Here is a 22,795-nt window from a genome sequence, read left to right on the forward strand (position 1 = left end):
GCCGTGAAACGCCCCAGCGCCTATGGTACTTCGTCTCAAGACGCGGGAGAGTCGGTCGCCGCCAGGTCTGCAAAACGCAACAAATCAAAATCTTCTCTTAACAAAACAACGGCCATAAGCCGATATAAACCGGCCGCAACAATCGCGGTCCGTTCCGCTCAAAACAATAACGCGGGGTGGAGCAGCCCGGTAGCTCGTCAGGCTCATAACCTGAAGGCCGCAGGTTCAAATCCTGCCCCCGCAACCACTGAGACTTGAATATTTGCCCATTCAAGCCGCTTCACAGAAAGCTCCTCCGCATACGCGCCGAGGAGCTTTTGTTTTTGGGCCTGCGTCTCAAGTTCGCCAGCGCGACGCTTCTCCAGATAGTCGTGACGCTGCAACGCCTCGAACTGCTTCTCCACGCAAAACCATCATAGGCACAGCGGTTTTGTGGAGAGGTCCCGCAGCGCCGCTCGACCGGTCAAATATTGCGGATCATATCAGGCTCCTTCGCGTGCCGCTTCCAGAATGAGCTCGGCGACTTCATCTGGGTGCGAGATCAGCGACAGATGGCTGGCTCTTAACTCGATTGTCTTTGCGCCCATGCGTTTGGCGAGAAACCTTTCCAGGTCTGGATTGATCGTGCGGTCCTCGCTCGACACCGCATAATAGCTAGGCTTGTGGCGCCATGCCGCTTCCGTGACCTTGCCCGAGAGCAGTGCTTTCTGAAACGGATACTGCGTCGCGTAAAGCACTTCCGCACGAGCCCTTGGAATGTCGCCGGCGAAGTCCCGGAGAAACGCCTCCTTGCCAAGCCTGCCTTCCTCGCCGTCGAAAACGATACCGGCAGATGCGGGAGGAGTAGGAAAGGTCTTGGCTAATGCGGCGAAATCCTCGTTCGCGTCAGGCGCGCGGGCGGCGATATATACGACAGCTGACACGTTAGGATGCATGCCCGCCTGGGTGACGATCATTCCGCCGAATGAGTGCCCTACCAGGACGGTCGGTCCATCTTGCCGCGCCAGCACGCGCTCAGCTGCAGCAACCGACTCGGGTAGGGTGGTCAGAGGGTTCTGGACTGATGTGATATTCAGACCCTTAGGCTGCAGCCTTGATATTACCTCACTCCAGCAGGAGCCATCAGCGAAAAGCCCATGGACCAAGACGACGTTGCTGGCCTTTGGCGGGCGGGCAACCGCCGGGGCAGCCATGCCCTTCGTCGAAACGAGCGATGCTGCCGCACCGGCAAGCAATGCTGTTGAAAATGTGCGCCTGTTAATGATCATATCGGACTCCTTTTTTGTGATAAAGCACATGCTTCAGACGAGTCTTTCGGCGGCATTTCCCCGATTTTACATCTTCACGCTTATGTGATCGCTGGCCGAAAGCGAAGATTTTCGAACGCCACGTAACAACAGGTTTCGTCCAAACGAAGTTGCAGATGCATGGACACACGGGAAAACAGATGGGCGAGAGCGATGCGGGCCGAACGTATTGGAGATGGCGCAGCCTACGAGGCCTTTCTTCGAGATTTCGCAGCTTCAGTGCGGCGCATCGTTGAAATGCATTTGCGGCGCATGCACTTCAGCGTCGCGGAGGCAGAAGATGTTGTGCAGGAGGTGCTTATTGCCGTTCATTCCCGTCGTCATCAATGGGATATGCATAGAGCTCTGCTTCCCTGGCTGAACGCGATAACGCGCTACAAGATCATTGACGCAAGCCGGCGGCTGCGCCGCGACGCACGCGCGCGCATTGATCTTACCGAGGAGGAATGGGCTGGCATTTTCTCTTCTGAGGCGTTCGATCCTGAACGTAGTCCGGCAGATGTCGAGAAACTGATTTCTGCCTTGCCCCGTGGCGAACAGGCTGCCGTCCGCGCGATCGGTCTCGAAGGTGCCTCCCCGAAAGAGGCGGCGGCACGCCTTGGGTCAAGCGAAGGTGCGCTGCGGGTCGCGTTCCATCGCTCTTTGAAGAAACTAATGGCCGCTGCGCAGAGATAAGGCTTCACGCATGAACGACCACCGAAGGCCGGTAGGCCGAACTACGGACGATCTGATCAAGGGACTGGCAATGCAGGCGGGCAAAGGTTCATCAGGTACGCCCAGTCTGTCCATTGTCCTTCCTGCCACCGTGATCTTTTCAATCTTGGCAGCGATCAGCGTGGTTCTGCTGATCGGGGGGGCGCGCTCAGATCTCATACAAATAATGCCGACTTGGACATTCCTGTTCAAGTTCATCGGCATGATTCTTGTTGCAGCCGGCGCGCTCCAGCTCACCAGGACCGTGGTACGGCCAGGCCGGGCGGTTAGCGCGATGCTGTGTCTTGCTCCGGGCCTAGTGTTCCTACTATCCGGGGCCGTGCTCGATAGGAGCGGCTTTCCGTTCCTCGGGGTTCGCACGTACTCAGCCCCAAACTGTATTGGTATGATCGTCATGGCTTCCATACCAGCGCTGGCTGCCGTTCTTGCTGCAATGCGGGCCGGAACGCCTACGCGACTTCGCCGCGCAGGCGCTGTTGCAGGTTTGCTCGCAGGCTCCGTCGGTGGTCTTGCCTACACCATCGCCTGTCTCAACGATGGCGCTGCCTTCGTCGCATTGTGGTATTCAATCGCTATCGCATTCGTGACGGCAATTGGGGCATCGGTTGGTCCCAGAATTTTGAGGTGGTAGCCGGTTCCGGCCGACATAAGCCATGCCCCCTATACACTCTCGGGGACACAGGGAGCTTTCGGGCTCGGGCAGCGGCGTGAACCTGTAGGGTGTCATCTCTCGTGCCAGATCATCGAAAGTTGATAGGCCCATACGACGCCTCAAGGTAGTGACAAGGAATAACGACAGAGCAAGAAATGAAAGATCACATACGCAGCACAGCCATTCCCTCACGGACGATACAAACGCCACAGTCCATTAGCGCCGAAGCGCAAGCGGTATTGTCGCGTCTCGTTGACGAGGACGGCCACCCTATTAATGCACAGTATGAAATGCCGTCTCCGGAAGATTTCTCAGGCTGGATGAAGGTGAAAGCCGTGGCCGACGCGCATTACGCCGCCGCGGTCAAAGGGCTGGAGGAGAACCTGCAGTCAACTGCCGAGACGATTACTGTTGAACACGCAACGATCCATGTCGCGACACCGCACGGAGCCTTCGATGAGCGTCACGCAATCATCGATCTTCATGGTGGCGCATTGGTTTTCGGCGGCGGAGAGGCCTGTCTAGTGAGCGCGCTCAGTCAGGCGCATTATCAGCCTACATCACCGGCTCGGGCATTCTCGTCGACGGCGGCATAAGTGCCTGAGTATCGTACGAGGCGGCGACCTGCCGCCTCGTACGTCGCGTTCGGATTCTCCTGCCAAAGGGCAGACGATCATGGAGGCATCTGGAAAACGGTTTCGCTGCGCTAATCATCAGGCTCACTGAAATTGAAGTGCAAGCTCGTGATTTCAGCTACGTTCCCCGTTCCGCCGTTGGGTTCTCCTAACGAGATTATTTTGGTGCCGCGTCTGGCGGCTGGAGCGGGCTGATTTTCGATGAAGCGCCATGTGACGAGACAGAACGAAACACGTGGATACGGAGAAATAATTTGAAGACGATCGGCATACTTGGCGGAATGTCCGCAGCCTCGACCCAAATTTATTATCATGAGCTCTGCAGGCTTACGCGCGAGAGCCTGGGAGGACTTCATTCTCCTGAGCTTCTCATACGATCGGTCGACTTCGACGAAATCGAAAAGTTACAGGCATCCTCCGATTGGGATACGGCGGCAGAAATCCTGAGGGAAAAAGCCGTTGCTCTGGAGCGCGGAGGTGCCGACCTTCTCATCATGGCAACGAATACCATGCACAAGGTTGCGGACAAGATCTTGGGCGGGGTGTCGATCCCGTTCGTACACATCGCAGATGCGACTGCGACAGTTATCCTTGACAGCGGTTTCCGCAGGCCGGGACTGATGGCGACCGCCTTCACGATGGAACAGAACTTTTATACCGACCGCCTGATCGCTCGAGGACTTTCGCCGATAATTCCTGAGGCTGACGATCGGGCGGAAACCCATCGCATTATCTATGACGAGCTGTGCCGTGATGTTGTTCGCGAGGAAAGCCGCTTGACGTATGAACTGATTGCGCAGCGGCTGATCGATCGAGGCTGCGACTGTCTTGTCCTCGGGTGCACGGAGGTGGGGATGCTGTTGAATCAGGATAATGTCGGCGTCCCCGTATTCGATACCACCCTGGTTCATTGCAAAGCTGCACTTCAGGCTGCTTTGCAATGAGATGCCAGGCATTTTGACTATGCGACCCGCTCGCGAGAAAGCCTCGGGGAAATGGTCAGATCTGTTCTCCGAGGTGCTGTTGAACCCATTTCACCTCTTCCGACGCCGTGCGCCCGAAATGCCGTTTAAAATCGCGGCTGAACTGCGCCGGGCTGACATAGCCGACTGAAGCCGCCACCGTCGCGATCGTCCCGCTTTGGCGGGCGATCATAAGTCTCGCCTCATGGAGCCGCATCGCTTTTACGTATTGCATCGGACTCGAGCCGGTCAGGTTCTTGAAATGAACGTGGTAGGAAGGAACACTCATTCCCACGTCTCGAGCCAGATCCGCGACCGCAATTTCGGAGCCGTAGTTTGCCCGCAGCCACGCCACGCTCTCAACAAGTTTTCCGGACGTTCCTTTCCGCTGAAGGGCCGCAATCACCGCGCCGCCTTGCGGGCCGACCATGACGCGGTAGTGCAATTCGCGCAGGATCGAGGTGCCGAGCACAGCGACATCAACCGGGCTGCCGAGGGCCGTCAGTAAGCGCAGCAAGACGTCTTCGATACCGCTATCCATTTTGCTCGAAAAGAGACCTCTCGGCTCGGCCCTTTCGGGGCTGGCGTATTGTTCGACCTGCAAGGCAATCTCGGCCGCCATCTGCATATCGAACTGGAGATAGACGGCCAGCAGGGGCCGCCGTGGACTGGCCGTAGACGTCATCCGGAAGGGAACGGGTACCGAAACGGCAAGATAGTGGTCCTCATCGTAGAGGTAGATTTCCCCATCTAGAATGCCGTGTTTGCTTCCTTGCAATACGAACACTGCCCCCGGCCTATAAAGAACCGGAATGTCATTAAGCACCGATTCCGTCCGTAGGATACGCACACAACTGACCGCAGTTTGATTGTAGCCGAGACGAGGAGCTAGTTGTCCGGCCAGGATGACAAGCCGGTCATGCGGAGAGGGAGGCTTCTCGCTATTCATAGGATTTGGCAAAACTCTGAGAGAATCCGCGGTCGAACTAGCCGCTTTGCTAGAATATCTGTCACATGCAAGATTGATCAAGGAGTTTCAGAGATGTCGAGCAAAACCTTCTTCATCACCGGAGCGAATTCCGGTTTCGGCCTCGCCATTGCCACGGCCGCCAGCCAGGCGGGCCACACGGTCATCGGGACCGTCCGCTCCGAAGCCTCACGAGATATGTTGTCCAGGACGCTTCCCGCACTCCATACCGTTCTTGGTGACGTCACCGAATTCGACCGCATTCCGGATGTGGTCCAGCAGGCGGAAGAAGAACACGGTCCAGTTGATGTCCTGATCAACAATGCAGGATATGGTCACGAGGGCGTGCTCGAGGAATCGCCAATCGAGGAGATGCGCCGCCAGTTCGACGTGAACGTGTTTGGCGCGGTCGCGGTCGCCAAGGCGTTTCTTCCGAGGTTCCGTCAGCGTCGCCGCGGGTTTATCATCAACGTCACGTCGATGGGCGGTATGATCACCATGCCCGGCATCGCCTATTACTGCGGCAGCAAGTTTGCCCTTCAGGGTATTTCCGAAGTCATGCGTTCGGAGATGGCGCCGTTCGGCGTTCACGTGACAACCCTTTGCCCTGGGTCGTTTCGAACAGACTGGGCAGGGCGCTCCATGGTCCGTACAGAGCGGTCGATTGGGGATTACGATAGCCTTTTTGATCCGATCCGCGAGGCGCGCCAGGCTGTCAGCGGTAAGCAACTCGGCGATCCGCAGAAGTTGGCTGCCGCGGTCCTAACGCTGGTCGCGTCCGAAAATCCTCCGCCGCAGCTTCTGCTTGGCAGCGATGCTCTCAAGCACGTGACGGCGCGGATCGACCGTCTGCAGCGGGAAATTGAAGCGTGGAAAGACATCACAGTGTCCACAGACGGAGGATGAAAGAAACCAAAATATTTGTTATTGACGTTCTGCCTACTAGAAGGTAGACAGACCGCATGAGCAATCCTTCGACCACCTCCGACGATATCTTGGCCTCTGCCCGAACCCTCATCATGAGCGGAGGCTATAATGGCTTCAGCTATGCCGACATCTCGAAAGTGGTCGGAATTCGGAAGGCCAGCATCCACCACCACTTCCCTAGCAAGGTCGATTTGGTACGTGAATTGGTCAAGCGCTATCGAGAAGACGGCCAGACAAGTGTAACGGTTCTTGAACAAAGCGTTCCAGATGCACTGGACATCCTGAAGGTTTATGCGAACCACTGGGCGAAATGCATCGAGGATGCCAGCAGGCCATATTGCGTGTGCGCGCTGCTTGCCAGTGAATTGCCATCCCTTCCGCCGGAAGTTGCAACGGAGGTCACGGCATTCTTTCGCTTTATCTCCTCGTGGCTTGCCTCGGTGATGGAACGTGGATCTACGCAAGGCACCCTAGTCCTTGCCAGCGCGCCTGAGGTCGAAGCCGAGGCATTTTTGGCGACGGTTTATGGGGCGATGCTTTCGGCGAGAGCCTATGGGAAGCCTGAAGTATTCGCGACAATACTCCAACCCGCACTCAGCCGACTGACGCCCACTGCTTCTCACTAATCCTGCGGTGGTTATGCCACCCAGGTAAAATCGCGTCCTTCGAAACTACCAACTAGTAGGAAGAATGAAATGAAGAAAATTTTCCCTGCACTGGCTCTTGGCCTTACGACTGTCCTTTCGGCACCTGTCCATGCTGAAGATAAAAAGGCCGCGCCGATCCACGTGCGCGGCAGTATCGTCACCTACGCGGGATCCACGCTCAAGGTGAAGACGCGCGAAGGTGAGACAGTCGATGTCGCGCTCGCCGACGACTGGAAGGTGGCAAGCGTAGCAAATGCCAAGGTGACCGACATCAAACCGGGCGATTTTGTCGGCATCGCATCCTTGCCAAAGGCCGACGGTGGTGATGGTGCGCTTGAGGTTCTCATTTTCCCGCCGGCAATGAAGGGCACAGGCGAGGGTAGCTATGGCTGGGATCTTAAGCCCGAAAGCAGCATGACCAATGCGACCGTCGCAGATGCCGTCAAAGGCGTCGATGGTCGAACTGTCACCGTCACCTATCACGGCAAGGAAAAGAAAATCGCCATTCCCGATGGAACGCCCGTCGTGACCATTGCTGCGGCCACCAAGGAAGATCTCGTTTCAGGCGCCGTGGTCTTTATCACTGCCGAGAAGTCCGAAGCGGGCCCGATCGCCCACCAGGTGGTCGTTGGCAAGAATGGCGTGGTTCCCCCCATGTAAGCCACGTCGGCACTGGCCGGAGCAGCCGCCCCACTACTCCGGCCAGCAACTACAGATCGATGCTGCTTGATCTGCAGCCGTGAGATGTCACAGACAAGAGATGCTGAGATGAGCGCAAACGCCTCCAATGATAACGTTCAATATCCTCGGACAATCTTCATCCGCCGCCACTCCGTTGCGACTCGCCTTACGCACTGGTTGAACGTCCTTTGCCTGAGCTTCCTTCTGTTGAGCGGGCTGCAGATTTTCAATGCCCACCCGGAGCTTTACTGGGGGCATTACGGCGCAGACGGCGATCCTGCGGTGCTGACGATCGGCTCCGATGGGGAAGGGGGCGCGCCGCGCGGTTTTGTACGTGTCGCCGGGCTACAGATACCGACGACCGGCGTCCTTGGCGTTTCCAATGTTGATGGGGAACCAACCGCGCGAGCTTTCCCGTCATGGGTGACAATCCCGTCGTTCCAGGATCTCGCATCTGGCCGTCGCTGGCACTTCTTTTTTGCCTGGCTTTTTGTAATCAATGGCATTCTTTACCTCAGCTTCAGCCTGCTGAGCGGGCATTTCAGGCGGGACCTGGCACCAAAGGCGCGTGAGCTCTCGCCTCGCCATCTTGGCCGCGAAGTCCTCGACCATGCTCTGCTACGCTTTCCCGAAGGGGAGGAGGCCAAGCATTACAATGCTCTTCAAAAACTTACCTATCTGGCCGTCATTGTTATTCTGTTGCCTCTGATGGTCCTGACAGGTCTGACCATGTCACCCGGGTTGGATGCCGCTTTCCCCGCCCTCATCGATATCTTTGGCGGACGTCAGTCCGCGCGCACCATCCACTTCATCACAGCGTCAGCGCTTGTCATCTTCGTCATCGTCCATGTGGTAATGGTCGTCCTGTCGGGGACCTGGAACAACATCCGCTCGATGATCACTGGACGCTATGCGATCCAGGAAAAAGGCCCAAAATCATGAGCACGCTTTTTACGAGACGCCGCTTTCTGGTCGGTGGCACACTTGGCGCCAGTGCCTTGACTCTTTCCGGTTGTGATCTTCTGGATCAGAACGCGGATGTCGCCAATGTCCTTCGCTCAGCCGAACGCCTGACCATGAAGGCGCAGAGACTACTCCAGGGTCGTGATGCTCTGGCGCGGGAGTTTGATGAAAAGGACATTTCCCCATCCTTTCGGGTGAATGGAACGAGTGCTCCCGATAGTGACGAATATCTTGAACTGGCCGAAGGCAAATTTACGGCCTGGCGGTTGAAAATTGACGGCCTTGTTGAGCGTCCGCGAGAGTTTTCGCTTGCCGATTTGAAGGCGCTCCCGGCCCGCACGCAGATCACCCGCCATGACTGTGTCGAGGGCTGGAGCGCTATCGGCAAATGGACGGGGGTGCCGCTTGCAAGCCTGCTGCGTCTGACCGGGCTCAAGCCGACAGCGCGCTATGTCGTACTACATTGTGCCGACGAACTCGAAAAGACGCTCGACGGGAGTGGCCGCTATTATGAGAGCATAGATCTCATCGACGCTGTTCATCCTCAAACCATTCTGGCCTACCAGATGAACGGCCAAGACCTCAGCGTCGGCCACGGCGCTCCCTTGCGCCTGAGGGTCGAGCGGCAGCTTGGTTACAAGCAGGCGAAATACATCATGCGCATCGAACTGATCGACAGCTTCGCCGGCCTGTGGGGCGGGAACGGCGGTTATTGGGAAGACCGCGGGTACGAATGGTACGCCGGCATCTAAGGCCGCCGAACTTTTAGCCGCAGGATGATATGGTGATGAGCAGACGCAAGTTCAGAAAATAATGCCGGTTTCAGCGACCTCGTCTTCACGACAGGTCGCGATCAACCACACCAACTCGATCCTCTCCGATCCTGACGGCCGATGGGTGGCAAAGCGGCAAGGCACGATCAACGAGGCATTCGAGAAACGCATGCGCTTACCGAGCGATCACGGTAGCTCACAGAACGTCGAGTTCTCAAAGGATCCAGCCGGGAAACTCTCCGGCGAAAGCGACCGAATTGGTCGAAATGAGTGGGACGAGAATACCGCATTTGGGAAGCACGTCGGCTTCTTTTGACGGAGCCGCGTGATCAACTTAACCAATCAGGCAAGTGGAAGAATGCAATGGCGAACAATCGAAACTCCAACTCCGCGAGCAGCAATGAACAATGGCTGAAGCAATACTACTTTACCCGGGCAGCGTTTTCAGTGCTGTGGGTCGTAGCTGCATTAACCGTCGGACAGCAGTCATCTGAAGTGGCTGCCGCCCTGCTGATCATCTATCCGGCTTGGGATGCCGGCGCTAACATCGTCGATGCGACCAGGAGTGGTGGCTTCGCTGCCAACCGGAGCCAGGTAATCAATGTCACAGCGAGCTCGGTTATGACGATTGCCGTGATCTTGGCGCTGACAATGAGCATGAACTGGGTTCTCGGCGCCTTCGGCCTTTGGGCAATTTTTTCCGGGTTGCTGCAGCTTGGCACTGCTATCCGGCGTTGGAAGACAACTGGCGGTCAATGGGCGATGGTCTTGAGCGGCGGCCAATCAGCTGTGGCCGGAGCAATCTTTATGTTTCAAGCGCAAATGCCGCAGGTACCTTCGATCTCTACGGTGGCCGGTTACGCTGGTGTCGGTGCATTCTATTTTCTTGTTTCGGCAATATGGCTGAGTGTGAGTCTTTTGCGTCGTAGTGTGCGCGGAGCAGAACTTTAAGGTCTGAGTGTTTGGCCTGTGGGAAGCCAGCTTTCCTCCTTGATGAAAACGCCGACATGATGAACGAAAGGTTCGTTATACAACTACTGCTTCAATCCTGGGTTGATAGTCAATTTCAGACCGAAACCAATGTATTCCCAGGAGAAAGTCACGAGCCGATCATGGGCGCTGCGCTCAGCCGTGGCTTACGGCGACTGTATGGAAATCTCTAAGATTAGTCTGTCTCACTTGAAGGATACCTAAATGATCTCCCACGAGACCGCAGAGCAACTAGCGTTCTATCGAAAGACCATCGACAACCTGGATTCAGCTCTTCTCCATATCCTGGCTGAGCGGTTTCGCTGTACCGAGGAAGTCGGCCACTTGAAAGCAGAACAGGCGATGTCGGCGACAGATAGCGAGCGGGAGCGACGTCAAATGGATCGACTAAGGAATATTGCCGATGATGTAGGCCTGAATCACCTCTTCGTCGAGAAGTTGATGCATCTGATTGTAGGTACTGTTGTTGAGCGGCATAGGGAGATTGCGGCCGAGAGTGAAGAGCTCGCTGGACCTATTTGACCGCAGCGGTTCAATAAGCTTGATCTGAGATAACATCAGAAAGACAGGCTTGGCGTTTCCGCTCCGTGTACTGGGAAGAACTTGTAGAAGATCGCGCGCTCAAGTTAGACAGGAGCCACCGAAAATATCGTGCTCGTCCACGGTGCGCTCGTTGATGGCTCCGGCTGGCGCAGCGTTTATGACATTCTGACCCGCGACGGCTATACTGTCAGCATTGTCCAGCAGCCGCTGACAGGTTTGGACCAGGACATCGCAGCCACCAAGAGCGTACTTGACCAGCAGGACGGCGACGTCGTTCTCGTCGGTCACAGTTACGGTGGTACGATCATCACGGCGGCAGGCGATGACCCTAAGGTCAAGGCACTTGTTTACGTCGCCGCGCTGCAGCCCGAAAAGGGCGAAAGCACCGCACGATTGCTCCAATCGATGCCGTCACCAAGCAACGATCTCAAGCCGACAAAGGACGGCTTTCTTGTTCTCGATCGGACAAAGTTCGCGGCCGATTTCGGGGCGGATCTCCCTATGGATCAGGCCGAGTTCATGGCCCGGTCTCAGATGCCGGTCGAAATCGCTGGCGTTAACGCGCAGGTTCCGGTTGCCGCCTGGCACGATAAGCCTAGCTACGCAATTGTCGCCAAGGACGATAAGACGATAAACCCCAATCTGGAGCGATGGATGTACAAACGCTCCGGTTCAAACGTCACCGAGATCGACGGTAGTCACGCCCTCTTTATTTCGCAAGCCATTGCAGTTGCGAAGGTTATCGAGGAAGCAGCCAGAGCTGCCAAGTAACAACAGGATAGCGGCTCGCACTTGGAGCCCGTCTCTCTGAATTCGTCAGCTGCGTTCCGTGTAAGGACGTTACGCAGCTGATCTGGGACTTGACCATTTGAAGTACCGGCGAGCCTCGACGGCTGCTTCATGGCTGAATCCCCCGCACGAAGGCGCGGCAAGTCAGCATCAGACTGTGGATCACGGCGCCGGCTTGGCTCCATAGGCGGTGTAGCTAAACAGCCAACGCTTCTGCCGGTGGCAAAGATACGGGTATGGGGCAGTCCAATAATAACCGATTTTGCCGCAAAAGCGGATTAAATCAAATTCTTGGCGAGAACGACAAGTAGGTCAAGAGTTCGAACCCCTTCAAGGCGTGAAGTGGTTCACTACGGTCCGCGGGATAGTGTCAGCCACTCGGCGTTTGACGCGAAAGCTCTCGAGCTAGCTCCAAGAAAGCTCTAACACCCGCCGAGAGGTTTCTGCGGCCGGGATAGTACAGGCTGAGCCCCGGATAGGGCGGCGTCCAGTCTTCCAGTATTCGGACAACGCGCCCCGCCTGGATTTCCGGCAGAATGTCTTGTTCGAAGATGTAGCCGATGCCGGTGCCGTTGAGAATGGCGGTTCTCGTAAGGCTCGCCTCATCGAGGGTAATGGGGCCACGTACATCGACTTGCAACTGCTCGCCGTCTTTTTCGAATCGCCACCGAAACAAGGAGCCGTCCGGCAACCGAACTCGGATGCATCTGTGACAGAATAAATCCGAAGGAGTAGCCGGGGTGCCGTATCTCTCGAAATACTCGGGAGAACCGACAACCGCGTGCCGTTGGGGCCGCCCAAGTGAAACAGCAATCATGTCGCTTGGAACGAGATCTGCAACCCTGACGCCGAGATCGAAACCATCCCTGACGATATCGACCAATTTACCTTCCGTGACGATATCGACATGCATGTCGGGATAGCGGCGCAGGAACTCCAGAACGAGCGGTGAGATGATGGCGCGCGCCGCAAATGGCGCAGCGTTGACCCTTATCGTTCCGGACGGTGTTTCACGCTGCTCGCGCACGGCTTCCAGGGCGGCGTGGAGGTCCTGAAGCAAGGGAGCGACTTGCTGGATAAAGAGCCGACCTGCATCCGTCAGCGAAACGCTCCGCGTCGTGCGGTTGAACAATCTCACCCCCAACCCTGCCTCGAGCCTGCCTATCGTGTGGCTCAAAGCGGTGGTCGAAATGCCGAGATCGATGGCGGCTGCCCGGAATGACCCACGCCGGGCAATGGCGACGGCCGCTTCCAACTCCTTCACGCTTGGTTGGTTCATTGTCCCGATCTGTTCATTACCGCATGCCGGCTTATCCCACTTATCCGCGCAATGGTCGAGAGTTAAATATGATGACGCAGATGCTCCTTCGAAAATCCTGCGGTCGATACCGTCGTAATGCAGAGGAAAACAACTTCATGCCAGCACTACCCAAACTCATAGCCGATTATGTCGAGGCTAACGCACAACTCGATGTGGGCGGCATGCTGAAACCCTTCGCCGCCGACGTGGTCGTCCTGGACAATGGACACCGTTATGAGGGCCACGCCCAACTGAGAACCTTGCTCGAAGAGGCAGCAGGCGTGAAGGCGATCTTCACACCGGATACCGTCCGACATGAGAACGGTCAGGTCGTGGTCGAGGGCCCTGCCCACGGCGACTTTAAAGGCAGCCCGATCCGTTTCACCTATCGTTTCACGTTTGAAGACGACGCCATCCAAGCCTTGGAGATCACGGTATGAACATCAAAGCGGATCCAACCGAGTTCGCTGGAAAGCGCGTGCTCATCAGCGGCGGCACGAAGGGTACGGGCCGCGCCACGGTCGAGCGGTTTCTAGCAGGTGGTGCCCGGGTGATCACTGCCGCCCGCGGAGCCCCAGAGACCATCGACGGCGTGGAGTTCGTCGAAGCGGACTTGACAACAGCCAAGGGCGGAGAGGCCCTGGCCGAGGTGGCACTTGAGCGTCTGGGCGGGATCGATATTCTGGCTCACGTGCTTGGCGGATCATCGACGCCGGGCGGCGGCTTCGTCGCCCTGACGGACGACCACTGGCTATCCGAATTGAACCTGAACCTTCTGGCGGCCGTTCGCCTTGATCGTCTTCTGATCCCGCAGATGATCGAACGTGGCAGCGGCGCGGTGGTGCACGTGACCTCCATTCAATCGGTACTTCCTTTGCCTGAGGCCACCACCGCCTATGCGGCCGCCAAGGCTGCGCTCAAGACATATAGTAAGTCGATCTCCAAGGAGCTCGGTCCCAAGGGCGTGCGAGTCAACGTCGTTTCCCCCGGCTGGATCATGACCGAGTCGTCCGTGGACTTTTTGAAACGACTGCAGGCGGCAAATGGCGGCACGATCGAGGAAGCGCGGCAGGTCGTTCTTGACAGCTTGGGCGGTATTCCTATCGGGCGTCCAGCTGATCCCCACGAGGTCGCCGACCTCATCGCCTACCTGGCCTCGGATCGCGCCGCTGCAATCCACGGCGCCGAGTTCGTCATTGACGGCGGCACCGTTCCGACTGTTTGAGGGCACACCCCGGCGTTCGTACTCTCTGCGGACGTCGGCTTCACTGTGCCTGCCTTTTGTCTTCGTTGCCGGATCGCATGTCGATGGTGGACGATGTTCTCAAGGTCTCCGGCACTGACGGCCTTCGCGTCGGCGACTCTTCGACTATGCCGCGGATCACCACCGGCAACACGATGGCGCTTTGCGTCGTTATCGGAGAGGGGGCCGCCGGATCTAACCGAGCATCTCACTGCCTTATGGCTTGAGTGGGCGCTTTTCTTGATCTGTCTATGGGTGGCTTACAAAAGCACGGCGGCACTTGCGTGGGGTGCCGCAGTGCTTCTAGCGGCCAGCGTGCCCTAGATGTCCAAGCCTTTATCCATGACAAAGGACATCATGGATTCAGCGCCGGAAATTGACAGGCCGCGGGATCGTATCCCTCAAGAGCGCTACGCAAAAAGCCCGCTAATCGGGCGAACTGAGTACGCAACAGACGCTAATGGGCTGAAAAATAGCCGGGACGCCAAGTTCCTAAGAAAGACCCTCCTGCCAAGCCTGGTAGACGGTCCTTATGCTGGGCCGAAAACCCAGGCTGCGGGCGAGAGACGTGTCGACATGCAGGTACCATGGATTTGCGAGAGGCTCGGAACTTGAATCCAACCGGGACCCCACCATGCCCGCGAGTTCGTAGATGGAGGTGGGCGCCTCGTCGGCCAAGTTTACCACGTGCCGATCAAAGGTACCCTCCAGCGCCAGCGTGACTGCCAGTGCAATGTCACGATGGTGGATCGTGCTCATGCGTTGCGCCGGGTGCCAGGTGCTGATGTGCTCGGGCAGAGATTCAAGATGTCCGTCACCATCGCCATAGACAAAGGGGAAGCGAAGGATCGACCAGTTCAACCCGCTTTCGCGCAGCTCTTTCTCCGCGGCCACCTTGCTCGCGGGATAGGTGTGCTGTGGCTCGACCGGATCTTCTTCCCTTCCCGGATGCGGATTGTCCTTATTGTAGACATGGCTGGTGCTCGACATGATGAACCGCGCGCCGGGAGCATGGGCCTTTACGGCGGCAATCAGGTTGCGTGTCCCGTGGAGGTTGCTCTTCCAGATGAGATCGGTGTCTTGGGTACGAAACACGGCGGCCAGATGCACGATGGCGGAAACTCCGCGAACGGCGTCTATCAGGCTTGAAGGCTCGAGAATATCGCCGGTCACGGCTTCAGTTGCCTCTGCGCAGGCCTTCCCCGCCCGGAGCAAGACACGGCAGACAAAACCGGCCTCTGCCAGCCGCGGCAGAAGTCGCTCGCCAACGAGCCCGGTGGCTCCGGTGATCAATACGGTCATTTGCTCAATCCTTTCGCAACAGGGTCTGCAATCGTTCGGTCGCTGATTTGAGGACGCGGATGGTCGTGGCCAGATCGACCTCGTCGATCCCGCCGAAGGCAGCGTCGTGAATGAAAGAAAGATCAGGAATTCTGCGCCACAGCGCCTCACCTGCGGCTGTCAGCGTCAGCAGACGTTGACGCTGATCGCCGCCATCCGAGGTCTGTGCGACCAAGTCCTTTCGGACCAGCGTGGCGATGATTCCGCTCAGGGTCGCCCTTTCGAGTTCAAGTGCGCGACCGAGGTCTCGCTGGACTGACGGGCCGTTGTTGACGAGATACCAGAGAACATACCATTGCGTGGATCCCAGATCGAAGGGCCGCAAGCGCTCGTCCATGAGGGCCCGGCCCGCGAAGTAACACCGCTTCGTCCATGCCCCCACTGAGAGATTTTTGGTGTCCGCCTGATCGTGCATGGGAAAGCCTGCCCATTTCGTTTGCTACCATACGATAATTGCAAGGTAGCGAACGAATGTCAACGCGGGTTCGGATGAGGTAATCTCAGAGTGCTGAGCCAGAAAGCTGGACAGCGTCTTCGACGAAAGCGGCGCGATGGAGCGGGCAATCCAGGCGACCATCCACGATGCGGCAACGGCCAAGGTAACCGTGGCCCTCAGGGCGTTAGCGTCGGCCCGCCTGTGCCCGGCAGTGCCTGTCACGACAGCGATGTCATGGGCGGATGCTATCGCCACCGCTTCACATGGTCGATGAGTGCCCGAAGCTTCGGAGCGAGATTGCGCCGGCTGGGGTAGTAGAGAAAGAAGCCGGCAAAGGGAGGGCAATAGTCCTGAAGGAGAGGGACCAACTGACCGGATTTCACATAGGGCTTGAACGTGTCTTCCATCCCGAAGGTGATGCCGCCGCCGGCACAGGCTGTGCGGATCATAAGCCACATGTCGTTGGTGGTGATCTGGGGATCAACTGCCACATCGAAATCGCGCCCATGCTGGCCGAATTCCCAACGATAAGGCGCGCTGTGTGGCGCTGGACGCCAGCCTATACACCGATGGGCAGAGAGCTCCGAGGGATGTTCGGGTCTGCCGAAACGCTCAATGTAGGACGGCGCCGCGAAGGCGCCCTGGCGCTGCTCGCCCGACACCGGAACGGCAATCATGTCCTGATCGATGACTTCGCCCAGACGGACCCCCGCGTCATAGCCTTCCGCGACAATGTCGAATTCCTCGTCCGTGACGGTCACATCGATCTGAATGGCGGGAAAGGCGTCCGCGAAACGCGCCAGAAGCGGCCCTGAGATGAACTGTTCGGCGATGGATGACACCGCCAGCCTCAACAGTCCGCTCGGTGCGCTGTCGCGGTCCGCCGTCGCGTCGAGCGCCAGTCCGACTTCGGAAATAGCCGGCGCCACCCGCTGATACAGCCGTTCACCGGCCTCTGTGAGACTGACACTGCGCGTGGTGCGCTGTACGAGCGCTACACCCAGCTGATCCTCGAGACGGCGGATGGTCTGGCTGACGGCTGGCCTTGTGACGCCCAAATTCTCCGCGGACACGCGAAAGCTCCGCGCTTCGGCGACTGCCAGGAAAACAGAGATGCCATTCAGATCGATCGCTATTGGTTAGAATTAGTTACCATCGTGGTCATCATTGGGCAAGTTGTTCGCTCTCCTTGGCGCGTCTATCTTGGATCTCACAACCAGGAGACAGCGATATGACGCTTGATCACTACAAACTTCTTGGACGATCGGGCTTGCGAGTTTCGCCGTTGAGCCTCGGAACGATGACCTTTGGTTCCGACTGGGGATGGGGGGCGGACGGCGACGAGGCCCGCCGTATCTTCGATCTCTATGTCGACCGGGGCGGCAACTTCGTCGACACGTCGGTAAATTACACCGACGGCCGCGCCGAGCGGCTGCTCGGGACCTTCTTCGGCGACAAGCGCGAGCGGATCGTCCTTGCAACGAAATTTACGATGGCGCGGGAACCGGGCAACCCGAACTCCGGAGGCAACCACCGCCTGAACATGGTGCGCTCCGTCGAGCAGAGCCTCACGCAGCTCGGCACGGATCGCATCGACATTCTTTATCTCCATGCATGGGACATGACGACCCGGCCGGACGAGGTCATGCGAGCGCTCGATGACCTCGTTCGGACCGGGAAAGTCCTCTATCTCGGCATCTGCAATACGCCTGCATGGCGGGTTGCACAGATGCAGACGCTCGCTGACATCCGCGGCTGGTCTCCTTTCGTGGCGCTACAGATCGAATACAGCCTCGTGGAGAGGACCGTCGAGCATGAGCTCCTGCCGACGGCTGCGGCTTTGGGCCTCGGAGTACTTCCGTGGTCGCCGCTCGGCGGTGGCGTGCTCACGGGCAAATATTCCCTTGCCGACGTGGAGGATTCGCAAGAGGCGACGGTGTCTGCCAGCCGGAAGGGTGTCATAGCTTCGTCCGGGCATCTGAACGGACGTGCGATCGAAATTGCGGACGAGGTTCGGACCGTCGCCGAGGAGACCAACTCCACACCATCACGGGTGGCGCTTGCATGGACGCTGACCAATCCGAGCGTCGTCTCGCCCATTGTCGGCGCCCGCACGCTCGCCCAGGCCGAGGACAATCTCGCATCTCTGGATCTGGTGCTCACACCGGAACAACTGGATCGTCTCGACCGGATCAGCGCACCGAGCCCCGTCTTTCCCGCTCGCTTCACGCAACGCCCCCTCGTCCAGCAACTGATCTTCGGCGGCGCCGCTGTCGAACGCCGGGACTGACCGTTCAAACGACGTGATGCCTGTCGACGGTGTCGCAGCTTCATTGCCGGTCTATCGGCCCGAACAAGCTCTCAGCAAAAGGAAAGGACCGATACCATGACCATTCTTCCGACACGCCAGTGGGTCGCCGGCGCAAGCCGAACAGCTCTCGTCACACTGGGATTGCTGTCGCTCGCCCTGCCGGGTGCAGCCTTTGCCACCACTGTGGCAACGCAGATGCAGGCTCCGGACAGTGCCGCGATCGAACGGCAGAACCGGGCGATCGTGGAAGCCGCCTTCGAAAAATGGCGCGGGGGTACCTATGTCTTCGCGGAACTTCTCGCTCCCGACGTCGTGTGGACGATCCATGGCTCCGGACCGGTCGCCGGCACCTATCGCAACCAGAAGGATTTCATCGAACAGGCATCACGTCCCCTGACCAGCCGTCTCGCGACGCCGGTCGTGCCGGAGGTGCACAACATCTTTGCCGACGGAGACACCATCATCATCCGCTTTGACGGAACGGCGACCACGACCTCGGGCGCACCTTATCGCAACCAGTTTGTCTGGATATTCAAGATGAAGGACGGCCTCGTCGTTAATGCGGAAGCCTTCCTGGACCTCGTTGCCTATCAGCAGGTCGTCGACAACAACGCCCCGCGTTCCCAATGACCGACGCCTGCGGTTTCGGCAGAACTGAGTGTCTGCCGAACCGACACCGCGCGCACATGCGCGATCGCCTCCAGACCGAGAACAGAAACGCTTAACGGAGCCCGACCATGCGACAGCCATTTGCAGCACTCATCACAGCGGCCACCCTTTCGATCCAACCCGCAGAAGCACAGGAGACCAACTTGCAGCCGAACCATCCCTATGTTGGCATGTGGGTCACCGACGACAACCGTGTTCGCCATGAACTTCTGCCGAGCGGTCGTTATGTCGAGGCCCGCGGTCAGCGTGAGCGAGCCTATGAGGGCCGCTACGAAGTCGATGGGACGCATATCGAGTACTGGGACGACACGGGCTTCACTGCCGACGGCGATTTCGTCGATGCCAACACATTGCACCATGGCGGCATGATCTTGCGTCGCAAGCCAGCGACGCCCTGACATACCAGGCGAGCATCCGCAATGCGAAACGGCTAAAAGCGATGGGTGCCGCAGGTCTACCTCATCCATCTGACGGGGTCGGATGCCATTCACCATCGCCCCGTCATCGTGACCTGTCCACCTCTCGCAGGAGGTCGATGAAGGCCCGTAACGGGGACGGCACGTGCCGGCTGCGCGGGTAATAGAGTGCCAGCCCCGGTGTCGGCGGACACCACTCGTCAAGTACGGTCACGAGTTGGCGGGACTCCAGAAACGGCCGGGCGAAGTAATCCGGCACATAGGCAATGCCACGGCCGTCCACCGCCGCCTGCACGAGAAGATCATTGTCATCGAGGGTGAGGTTGCCCGGTACATCGATCACGACTTCGGCGCCGCGTTTTGAGAACTCCCAGCGATAGCGCTTTCCGCTCGGCAGACGTTGGCGGACGCAGCAATGCGCATAAAGATCGTCGGGTGTTTGCGGTCTCGCCTTGCTGTCGAGATAGGACGGCGCCGCCACGGCGACGAAACGCACGTCGCCGCCGAACTTCACCGCGACCATGTCTTTCGGGACGGTTTCCAGCAGGCGTATTCCGGCATCGAAACCCTGTTCCACGATATCGACGAGCCGGCCTTCCGAAACCAGATCAAGCTCGACGTCGGGATAGAGATCAAGAAATCGCGGCACGACCTCTGCGAGGAGAATGCGCGCGCCGCTCTTGTTTGCATTAATCCGCAGTGTGCCGCTCGGGGTGCCGCGTTCCTCCGACAAGGTATCGAGCGCCTGATCGAGTTCCTGGAGGACCGGATCGAGGCGCGCGAGCAGGCGAGCGCCGGCCTGGGTCAGCGACACGCTGCGTGTCGTCCGGTTTAAGAGCCGCACGTCCAGTTTTGCCTCCAGTCCGATGATCGCGTGGCTGAGAGCCGAGCGCGAAACGCCCATGATGTCGGCTGCTCTGCGAAAGCTCTGGTGACTGGCCACCGCTGCAAAGGCGGCGAGATCGTTCAAACTAGGGCGTACCATTCGTGAAATATCCTCACCATCTTATCTCAAGTTGATGATCTTATATCACCAATGTTGATGTTTTACATTCGCATGGACAGAAGGAGTTCACATGCCGAAGACATGGTTTATTACCGGCGCTTCCTCGGGACTCGGTCTCGAGATGACGCAACAGCTGCTCACCCAGGGACACAAGGTAGTCGCAACGATCCGCCGCGCGGAGGCGCTGACGCAACTCAAGCGGGCTTTCGGCGAACGCCTCGATGTCGTTCCGCTCGATCTGGTCAAGCCGGAGAGTATAAGCTCGGCCGTCGAAGGCGTATTCGAGCGTCACGACCGGATCGACGTGATCGTCAGCAATGCCGGCTACGGCCTGTTCGGTGCTGCGGAAGAGCTCACGAATGGAGAGATCGACCGGCAAATCGCCACCAACCTTACCGGATCCATCCATCTGATCCGTGCAGCACTGCCCCTTCTTCGAAAGCAAGGCGGGGGACGGATCGTCCAGGTCTCGTCCGAAGGAGGGCAGATCGCCTATCCGGGCTTCAGCCTCTATCACGCAACCAAGTGGGGTATCGAAGGCTTCGTCGAATCCGTCGCACAGGAAGTGGGTCCCTTCGGCATCGACTTCATTATCGCCGAGCCGGGACCGACCGGCACGAATTTCGGGGCCAATCTCGTCCGTTCGACACCGATGGATGCCTACGATGAAACCCCTGCCGGGGCCGTTCGCCGGGCGATCAGCGACGGAAGCTTCGAGATCAAGGGAGATGCCGCGCGCACCGTAGCCGCAATCATATCAGCCGCCGAGAGCGAGACGCCGCCATTGCGGCTGGCGCTGGGTAGCACGGCCTATTCATCTATCTCACAGGCGCTTTCCGCACGCCTGTCTGCCCTTGAGGCGCAGCGTGGAGTGGCGAATTCCGCCGATCGGCAGGATCCGTGAACCGCAGCAGCGGCGGAAACACAGACCTCATGAACAGGAAGGAAAAAAACATGTCCATTCGACCAGCTATATTGGCCCTTGCCCTCAGCATTTCGTCTTCTGCCTTCGCGCAGACTGCCGCAGAAAATCAGGTAGTAGGCACTTGGCGGATGATGTCGGCGACGATTGATCCCGGTGGAAAAAATATCTCCGCCTATGGAGAGAAACCCAACGGTCTTCTCGTCTTCACTCCCGACATGCACTTCGTGGAAGTTCTCACCGACGCCGACATCCCGCGGTTTGCTTCTAACGCTCGCGGTGAGGGAACGGATGATGAAAATCGCATGGCCATGTCACGCAGTATCGGGTTTTTCGGAACCTACACCCTTGATGAGAAGGGAGAATTCAGCGGAAACCGTGTCGAAGGGGCGACATTTCCGAACTGGGTTGGCAGCGTGCGCACACGTGATGATCTGAGGCTGGTCGTTGACGGCGACCGCATGACTGAACAATTCCGGAGGCCGGAAGGCACTGAAATCAGGATCGAATGGCAGCGCGTCAAATGAGGCACCGGAGGGCGGTCCTCTGCAAAGGCCCTTCGACCATGACCAAAAACGAAGTTGAGCTATCCGGAGGAAAGAGCCATGCTTTTCAATCGCCGTTCCATGTTCAGGGCAGGAGCCGTAACCGCGCTGGCGCTTTCAACGCCTCAGATCATGACATGCGCTGCCTTCGCGGCCGCTCCACCGAAATCGGACATCACCAACACCGGTTTTTACCGCTTCATGCTGGGTGAATTTGAGATCACCGTCATCCTGGATGACATGCGGACATTTGACGGACCTCATCCGACCTTCGGCGCCGATCGGGATGCCGGTGAGGTCCGGTCTCTGATGGAGGCGAACTTCCTGCCGTCGAATCGTATGGTCGGGCAATTCAACCCGGTGCTTGTGAACACAGGGACGGACCTCATCCTATTCGACACCGGCAACGGGCCGGAGGGCAGGGAGTTTGGAACCGGGCAACTGGCGAGCCGCATCGCGGCATCGGGCCATGCGTTGTCCGACGTAACAATCGTGGCGATCTCTCATCTGCATGCCGATCACGTCAACGGGCTCATGGAAGGCGATCGTCCGGCGTTCAGCCGGGCACGATATGTCGTCGGCCGAGCGGAATGGGACTTCTGGACTTCATCTGACTTTGCAGGAACGTCGGCCGCCATGCATGCGACCGCCATTCAGAGAAAGGTCCTGCCCCTCAGGGAGAAAATGACCTTCATTTCCGCTGATGTATCGATAGCGCCGGGTGTTACAAGCATGGCGGCCGCCGGACACACGCCGGGTCACATGGCATTCTTACTAGAATCGGCCGGCCGCAGACTGCTGCTGACGGGAGATACGGCAAACCATTTCGTTGCCTCTCTGCAGAAGCCGGATTGGGAAGTTTTTTTCGACATGGACAAAGGCGCCGCTGGCAGCAGTCGCAGAAGGATATTCGGTATGCTGGCTGCCGAGAAAATCCCGTTTATTGGCTATCACATGCCTCATCCGTCGGCCGGCTATGTCGAGCCGCTCGGCACAGGTTTCCGTTTCGTGCCGGTGAGCTATCAATTCCTTATATGACGTCGGCAAGAACGAGTT

General features: G+C 58.1%; 27 protein-coding genes, 1 tRNA gene and 1 pseudogene. 22 read left to right on the forward strand and 7 right to left on the reverse strand.

Translation table 11 applies throughout. The annotated features are described in order from the left end of the window. Positions 1 to 170: 170 nt before the first annotated feature. A tRNA-Met gene (locus BLP23_RS17350) sits at positions 171 to 247 on the forward strand. 235 nt (positions 248 to 482) lie between these two features. Here the strand turns inward: BLP23_RS17350 and BLP23_RS17360 are convergent. Then, positions 483 to 1,268 carry an alpha/beta fold hydrolase gene (locus BLP23_RS17360; RefSeq protein ID WP_092586465.1) on the reverse strand — a complete coding sequence of 262 codons (786 nt, stop codon included), beginning with the start codon at positions 1,266 to 1,268 and terminating at the stop codon, positions 483 to 485. 192 nt (positions 1,269 to 1,460) lie between these two features. On the opposite strand from BLP23_RS17360, the gene BLP23_RS17365 reads away from it, so the two are divergent. From BLP23_RS17365 to BLP23_RS17380, 4 genes are all read left to right on the forward strand, one after another. Then, a complete protein-coding gene (locus BLP23_RS17365) occupies positions 1,461 to 1,982 on the forward strand; it encodes a sigma-70 family RNA polymerase sigma factor (RefSeq protein ID WP_233426746.1) in 522 nt (173 codons plus the stop codon). 10 nt (positions 1,983 to 1,992) lie between these two features. Beyond that, a complete protein-coding gene (locus BLP23_RS17370) occupies positions 1,993 to 2,652 on the forward strand; it encodes an NrsF family protein (protein WP_092586141.1) in 660 nt (219 codons plus the stop codon). 176 nt (positions 2,653 to 2,828) lie between these two features. Beyond that, positions 2,829 to 3,269: a hypothetical protein gene (locus BLP23_RS17375; protein ID WP_233426747.1), complete on the forward strand. Its 441-nt coding sequence runs from the start codon at positions 2,829 to 2,831 to the stop codon at positions 3,267 to 3,269. A 293-nt stretch (positions 3,270 to 3,562) separates the two neighbouring features. After that, positions 3,563 to 4,252, forward strand: coding sequence for an aspartate/glutamate racemase family protein (locus tag BLP23_RS17380; RefSeq protein WP_092586142.1), 690 nt, complete (start codon positions 3,563 to 3,565; stop codon positions 4,250 to 4,252). A 55-nt stretch (positions 4,253 to 4,307) separates the two neighbouring features. Here BLP23_RS17380 and BLP23_RS17385 read toward each other — a convergent pair whose 3' ends face one another. Further along, positions 4,308 to 5,219, reverse strand: a complete 912-nt coding sequence (locus tag BLP23_RS17385; RefSeq protein WP_092586143.1) for an AraC family transcriptional regulator — start codon at positions 5,217 to 5,219, stop codon at positions 4,308 to 4,310. A gap of 93 nt (positions 5,220 to 5,312) precedes the next feature. Between BLP23_RS17385 and BLP23_RS17390 the strand changes: the two genes are divergently transcribed. From BLP23_RS17390 to BLP23_RS17430, 8 genes are all read left to right on the forward strand, one after another. Beyond that, entirely contained in the window at positions 5,313 to 6,143 is an 831-nt protein-coding gene (locus BLP23_RS17390; protein ID WP_092586144.1) for an oxidoreductase, read from the forward strand. 56 nt (positions 6,144 to 6,199) lie between these two features. Continuing rightward, positions 6,200 to 6,790, forward strand: a complete 591-nt coding sequence (locus BLP23_RS17395; protein ID WP_092586145.1) for a TetR/AcrR family transcriptional regulator — start codon at positions 6,200 to 6,202, stop codon at positions 6,788 to 6,790. A 69-nt stretch (positions 6,791 to 6,859) separates the two neighbouring features. Continuing rightward, a complete protein-coding gene (locus tag BLP23_RS17400) occupies positions 6,860 to 7,471 on the forward strand; it encodes a hypothetical protein (protein WP_092586146.1) in 612 nt (203 codons plus the stop codon). Positions 7,472 to 7,579: 108 nt separating this feature from the next. Beyond that, positions 7,580 to 8,434 carry a cytochrome b/b6 domain-containing protein gene (locus BLP23_RS17405; RefSeq protein WP_092586147.1) on the forward strand — a complete coding sequence of 285 codons (855 nt, stop codon included), beginning with the start codon at positions 7,580 to 7,582 and terminating at the stop codon, positions 8,432 to 8,434. Next, the gene (locus BLP23_RS17410; RefSeq protein WP_092586148.1) at positions 8,431 to 9,207 is read left to right on the forward strand and encodes a molybdopterin-binding protein; all 777 of its coding nucleotides are present in this window, start codon (positions 8,431 to 8,433) and stop codon (positions 9,205 to 9,207) included. The genes BLP23_RS17405 and BLP23_RS17410 overlap by 4 nt, the downstream gene beginning before the upstream one ends. 384 nt (positions 9,208 to 9,591) lie before the next feature. Further along, complete coding sequence (locus tag BLP23_RS17420; RefSeq protein WP_092586150.1) at positions 9,592 to 10,179, forward strand: DUF308 domain-containing protein; 588 nt, start codon at positions 9,592 to 9,594, stop codon at positions 10,177 to 10,179. A gap of 243 nt (positions 10,180 to 10,422) precedes the next feature. Then, positions 10,423 to 10,740, forward strand: coding sequence for a chorismate mutase (locus tag BLP23_RS17425; RefSeq protein WP_092586151.1), 318 nt, complete (start codon positions 10,423 to 10,425; stop codon positions 10,738 to 10,740). 129 nt (positions 10,741 to 10,869) lie between these two features. Next, complete coding sequence (locus BLP23_RS17430) at positions 10,870 to 11,532, forward strand: alpha/beta fold hydrolase (protein WP_407691798.1); 663 nt, start codon at positions 10,870 to 10,872, stop codon at positions 11,530 to 11,532. 388 nt (positions 11,533 to 11,920) lie between these two features. Here BLP23_RS17430 and BLP23_RS17435 read toward each other — a convergent pair whose 3' ends face one another. Beyond that, positions 11,921 to 12,829, reverse strand: coding sequence for a LysR family transcriptional regulator (locus tag BLP23_RS17435; RefSeq protein ID WP_092586153.1), 909 nt, complete (start codon positions 12,827 to 12,829; stop codon positions 11,921 to 11,923). Positions 12,830 to 12,966: 137 nt separating this feature from the next. Between BLP23_RS17435 and BLP23_RS17440 the strand changes: the two genes are divergently transcribed. The 3 genes and pseudogenes from BLP23_RS17440 to BLP23_RS17450 form a co-directional block, all read left to right on the forward strand. Further along, a complete protein-coding gene (locus tag BLP23_RS17440; RefSeq protein WP_092586154.1) occupies positions 12,967 to 13,290 on the forward strand; it encodes a nuclear transport factor 2 family protein in 324 nt (107 codons plus the stop codon). Continuing rightward, positions 13,287 to 14,075, forward strand: coding sequence for an SDR family oxidoreductase (locus BLP23_RS17445; protein WP_092586155.1), 789 nt, complete (start codon positions 13,287 to 13,289; stop codon positions 14,073 to 14,075). Before BLP23_RS17440 ends, BLP23_RS17445 begins: the two co-directional genes overlap by 4 nt. Before the next feature lie 41 nt (positions 14,076 to 14,116). Next, positions 14,117 to 14,320: pseudogene (locus tag BLP23_RS17450) on the forward strand (GMC oxidoreductase); the annotation flags it as partial. Positions 14,321 to 14,585: 265 nt separating this feature from the next. Here the strand turns inward: BLP23_RS17450 and BLP23_RS17455 are convergent. The 3 genes from BLP23_RS17455 to BLP23_RS17470 all read right to left on the reverse strand — a co-directional run bounded on the left by BLP23_RS17455 (position 14,586) and on the right by BLP23_RS17470 (position 17,006). Then, complete coding sequence (locus BLP23_RS17455; protein WP_092586157.1) at positions 14,586 to 15,395, reverse strand: NAD-dependent epimerase/dehydratase family protein; 810 nt, start codon at positions 15,393 to 15,395, stop codon at positions 14,586 to 14,588. Between the two features lie 4 nt (positions 15,396 to 15,399). Next, the gene (locus tag BLP23_RS17460) at positions 15,400 to 15,771 is read right to left on the reverse strand and encodes a MarR family winged helix-turn-helix transcriptional regulator (protein WP_233426748.1); all 372 of its coding nucleotides are present in this window, start codon (positions 15,769 to 15,771) and stop codon (positions 15,400 to 15,402) included. Between the two features lie 344 nt (positions 15,772 to 16,115). After that, complete coding sequence (locus BLP23_RS17470; protein WP_092586160.1) at positions 16,116 to 17,006, reverse strand: LysR family transcriptional regulator; 891 nt, start codon at positions 17,004 to 17,006, stop codon at positions 16,116 to 16,118. A gap of 95 nt (positions 17,007 to 17,101) precedes the next feature. On the opposite strand from BLP23_RS17470, the gene BLP23_RS17475 reads away from it, so the two are divergent. The 3 genes from BLP23_RS17475 (at position 17,102) to BLP23_RS17485 (ending at position 19,248) form a co-directional block, all read left to right on the forward strand. Further along, positions 17,102 to 18,160, forward strand: coding sequence for an aldo/keto reductase (locus tag BLP23_RS17475; RefSeq protein WP_092586161.1), 1,059 nt, complete (start codon positions 17,102 to 17,104; stop codon positions 18,158 to 18,160). 96 nt (positions 18,161 to 18,256) lie between these two features. Beyond that, a complete protein-coding gene (locus BLP23_RS17480; protein WP_092586162.1) occupies positions 18,257 to 18,811 on the forward strand; it encodes a nuclear transport factor 2 family protein in 555 nt (184 codons plus the stop codon). Positions 18,812 to 18,918: 107 nt separating this feature from the next. Then, on the forward strand, positions 18,919 to 19,248 hold the full coding sequence (locus BLP23_RS17485; protein WP_092586163.1) for an Atu4866 domain-containing protein: 330 nt from the start codon (positions 18,919 to 18,921) through the stop codon (positions 19,246 to 19,248). 103 nt (positions 19,249 to 19,351) lie between these two features. Here the strand turns inward: BLP23_RS17485 and BLP23_RS17490 are convergent, their stop codons facing one another. Next, positions 19,352 to 20,251 carry a LysR family transcriptional regulator gene (locus BLP23_RS17490; protein WP_092586164.1) on the reverse strand — a complete coding sequence of 300 codons (900 nt, stop codon included), beginning with the start codon at positions 20,249 to 20,251 and terminating at the stop codon, positions 19,352 to 19,354. A gap of 91 nt (positions 20,252 to 20,342) precedes the next feature. Here BLP23_RS17490 and BLP23_RS17495 point away from each other — a divergent pair, with 91 nt between their 5' ends. The 3 genes from BLP23_RS17495 (at position 20,343) to BLP23_RS17505 (ending at position 22,777) form a co-directional block, all read left to right on the forward strand. Next, positions 20,343 to 21,176: an SDR family oxidoreductase gene (locus BLP23_RS17495; RefSeq protein WP_092586165.1), complete on the forward strand. Its 834-nt coding sequence runs from the start codon at positions 20,343 to 20,345 to the stop codon at positions 21,174 to 21,176. Positions 21,177 to 21,226: 50 nt separating this feature from the next. Next, entirely contained in the window at positions 21,227 to 21,721 is a 495-nt protein-coding gene (locus BLP23_RS17500; RefSeq protein WP_092586466.1) for a lipocalin-like domain-containing protein, read from the forward strand. 78 nt (positions 21,722 to 21,799) lie between these two features. Further along, entirely contained in the window at positions 21,800 to 22,777 is a 978-nt protein-coding gene (locus BLP23_RS17505; RefSeq protein ID WP_092586166.1) for an MBL fold metallo-hydrolase, read from the forward strand. Positions 22,778 to 22,795 lie beyond the last annotated feature (18 nt).

This window comes from Rhizobium mongolense subsp. loessense (assembly GCF_900099775.1).
Classification (GTDB): domain Bacteria; phylum Pseudomonadota; class Alphaproteobacteria; order Rhizobiales; family Rhizobiaceae; genus Rhizobium; species Rhizobium loessense.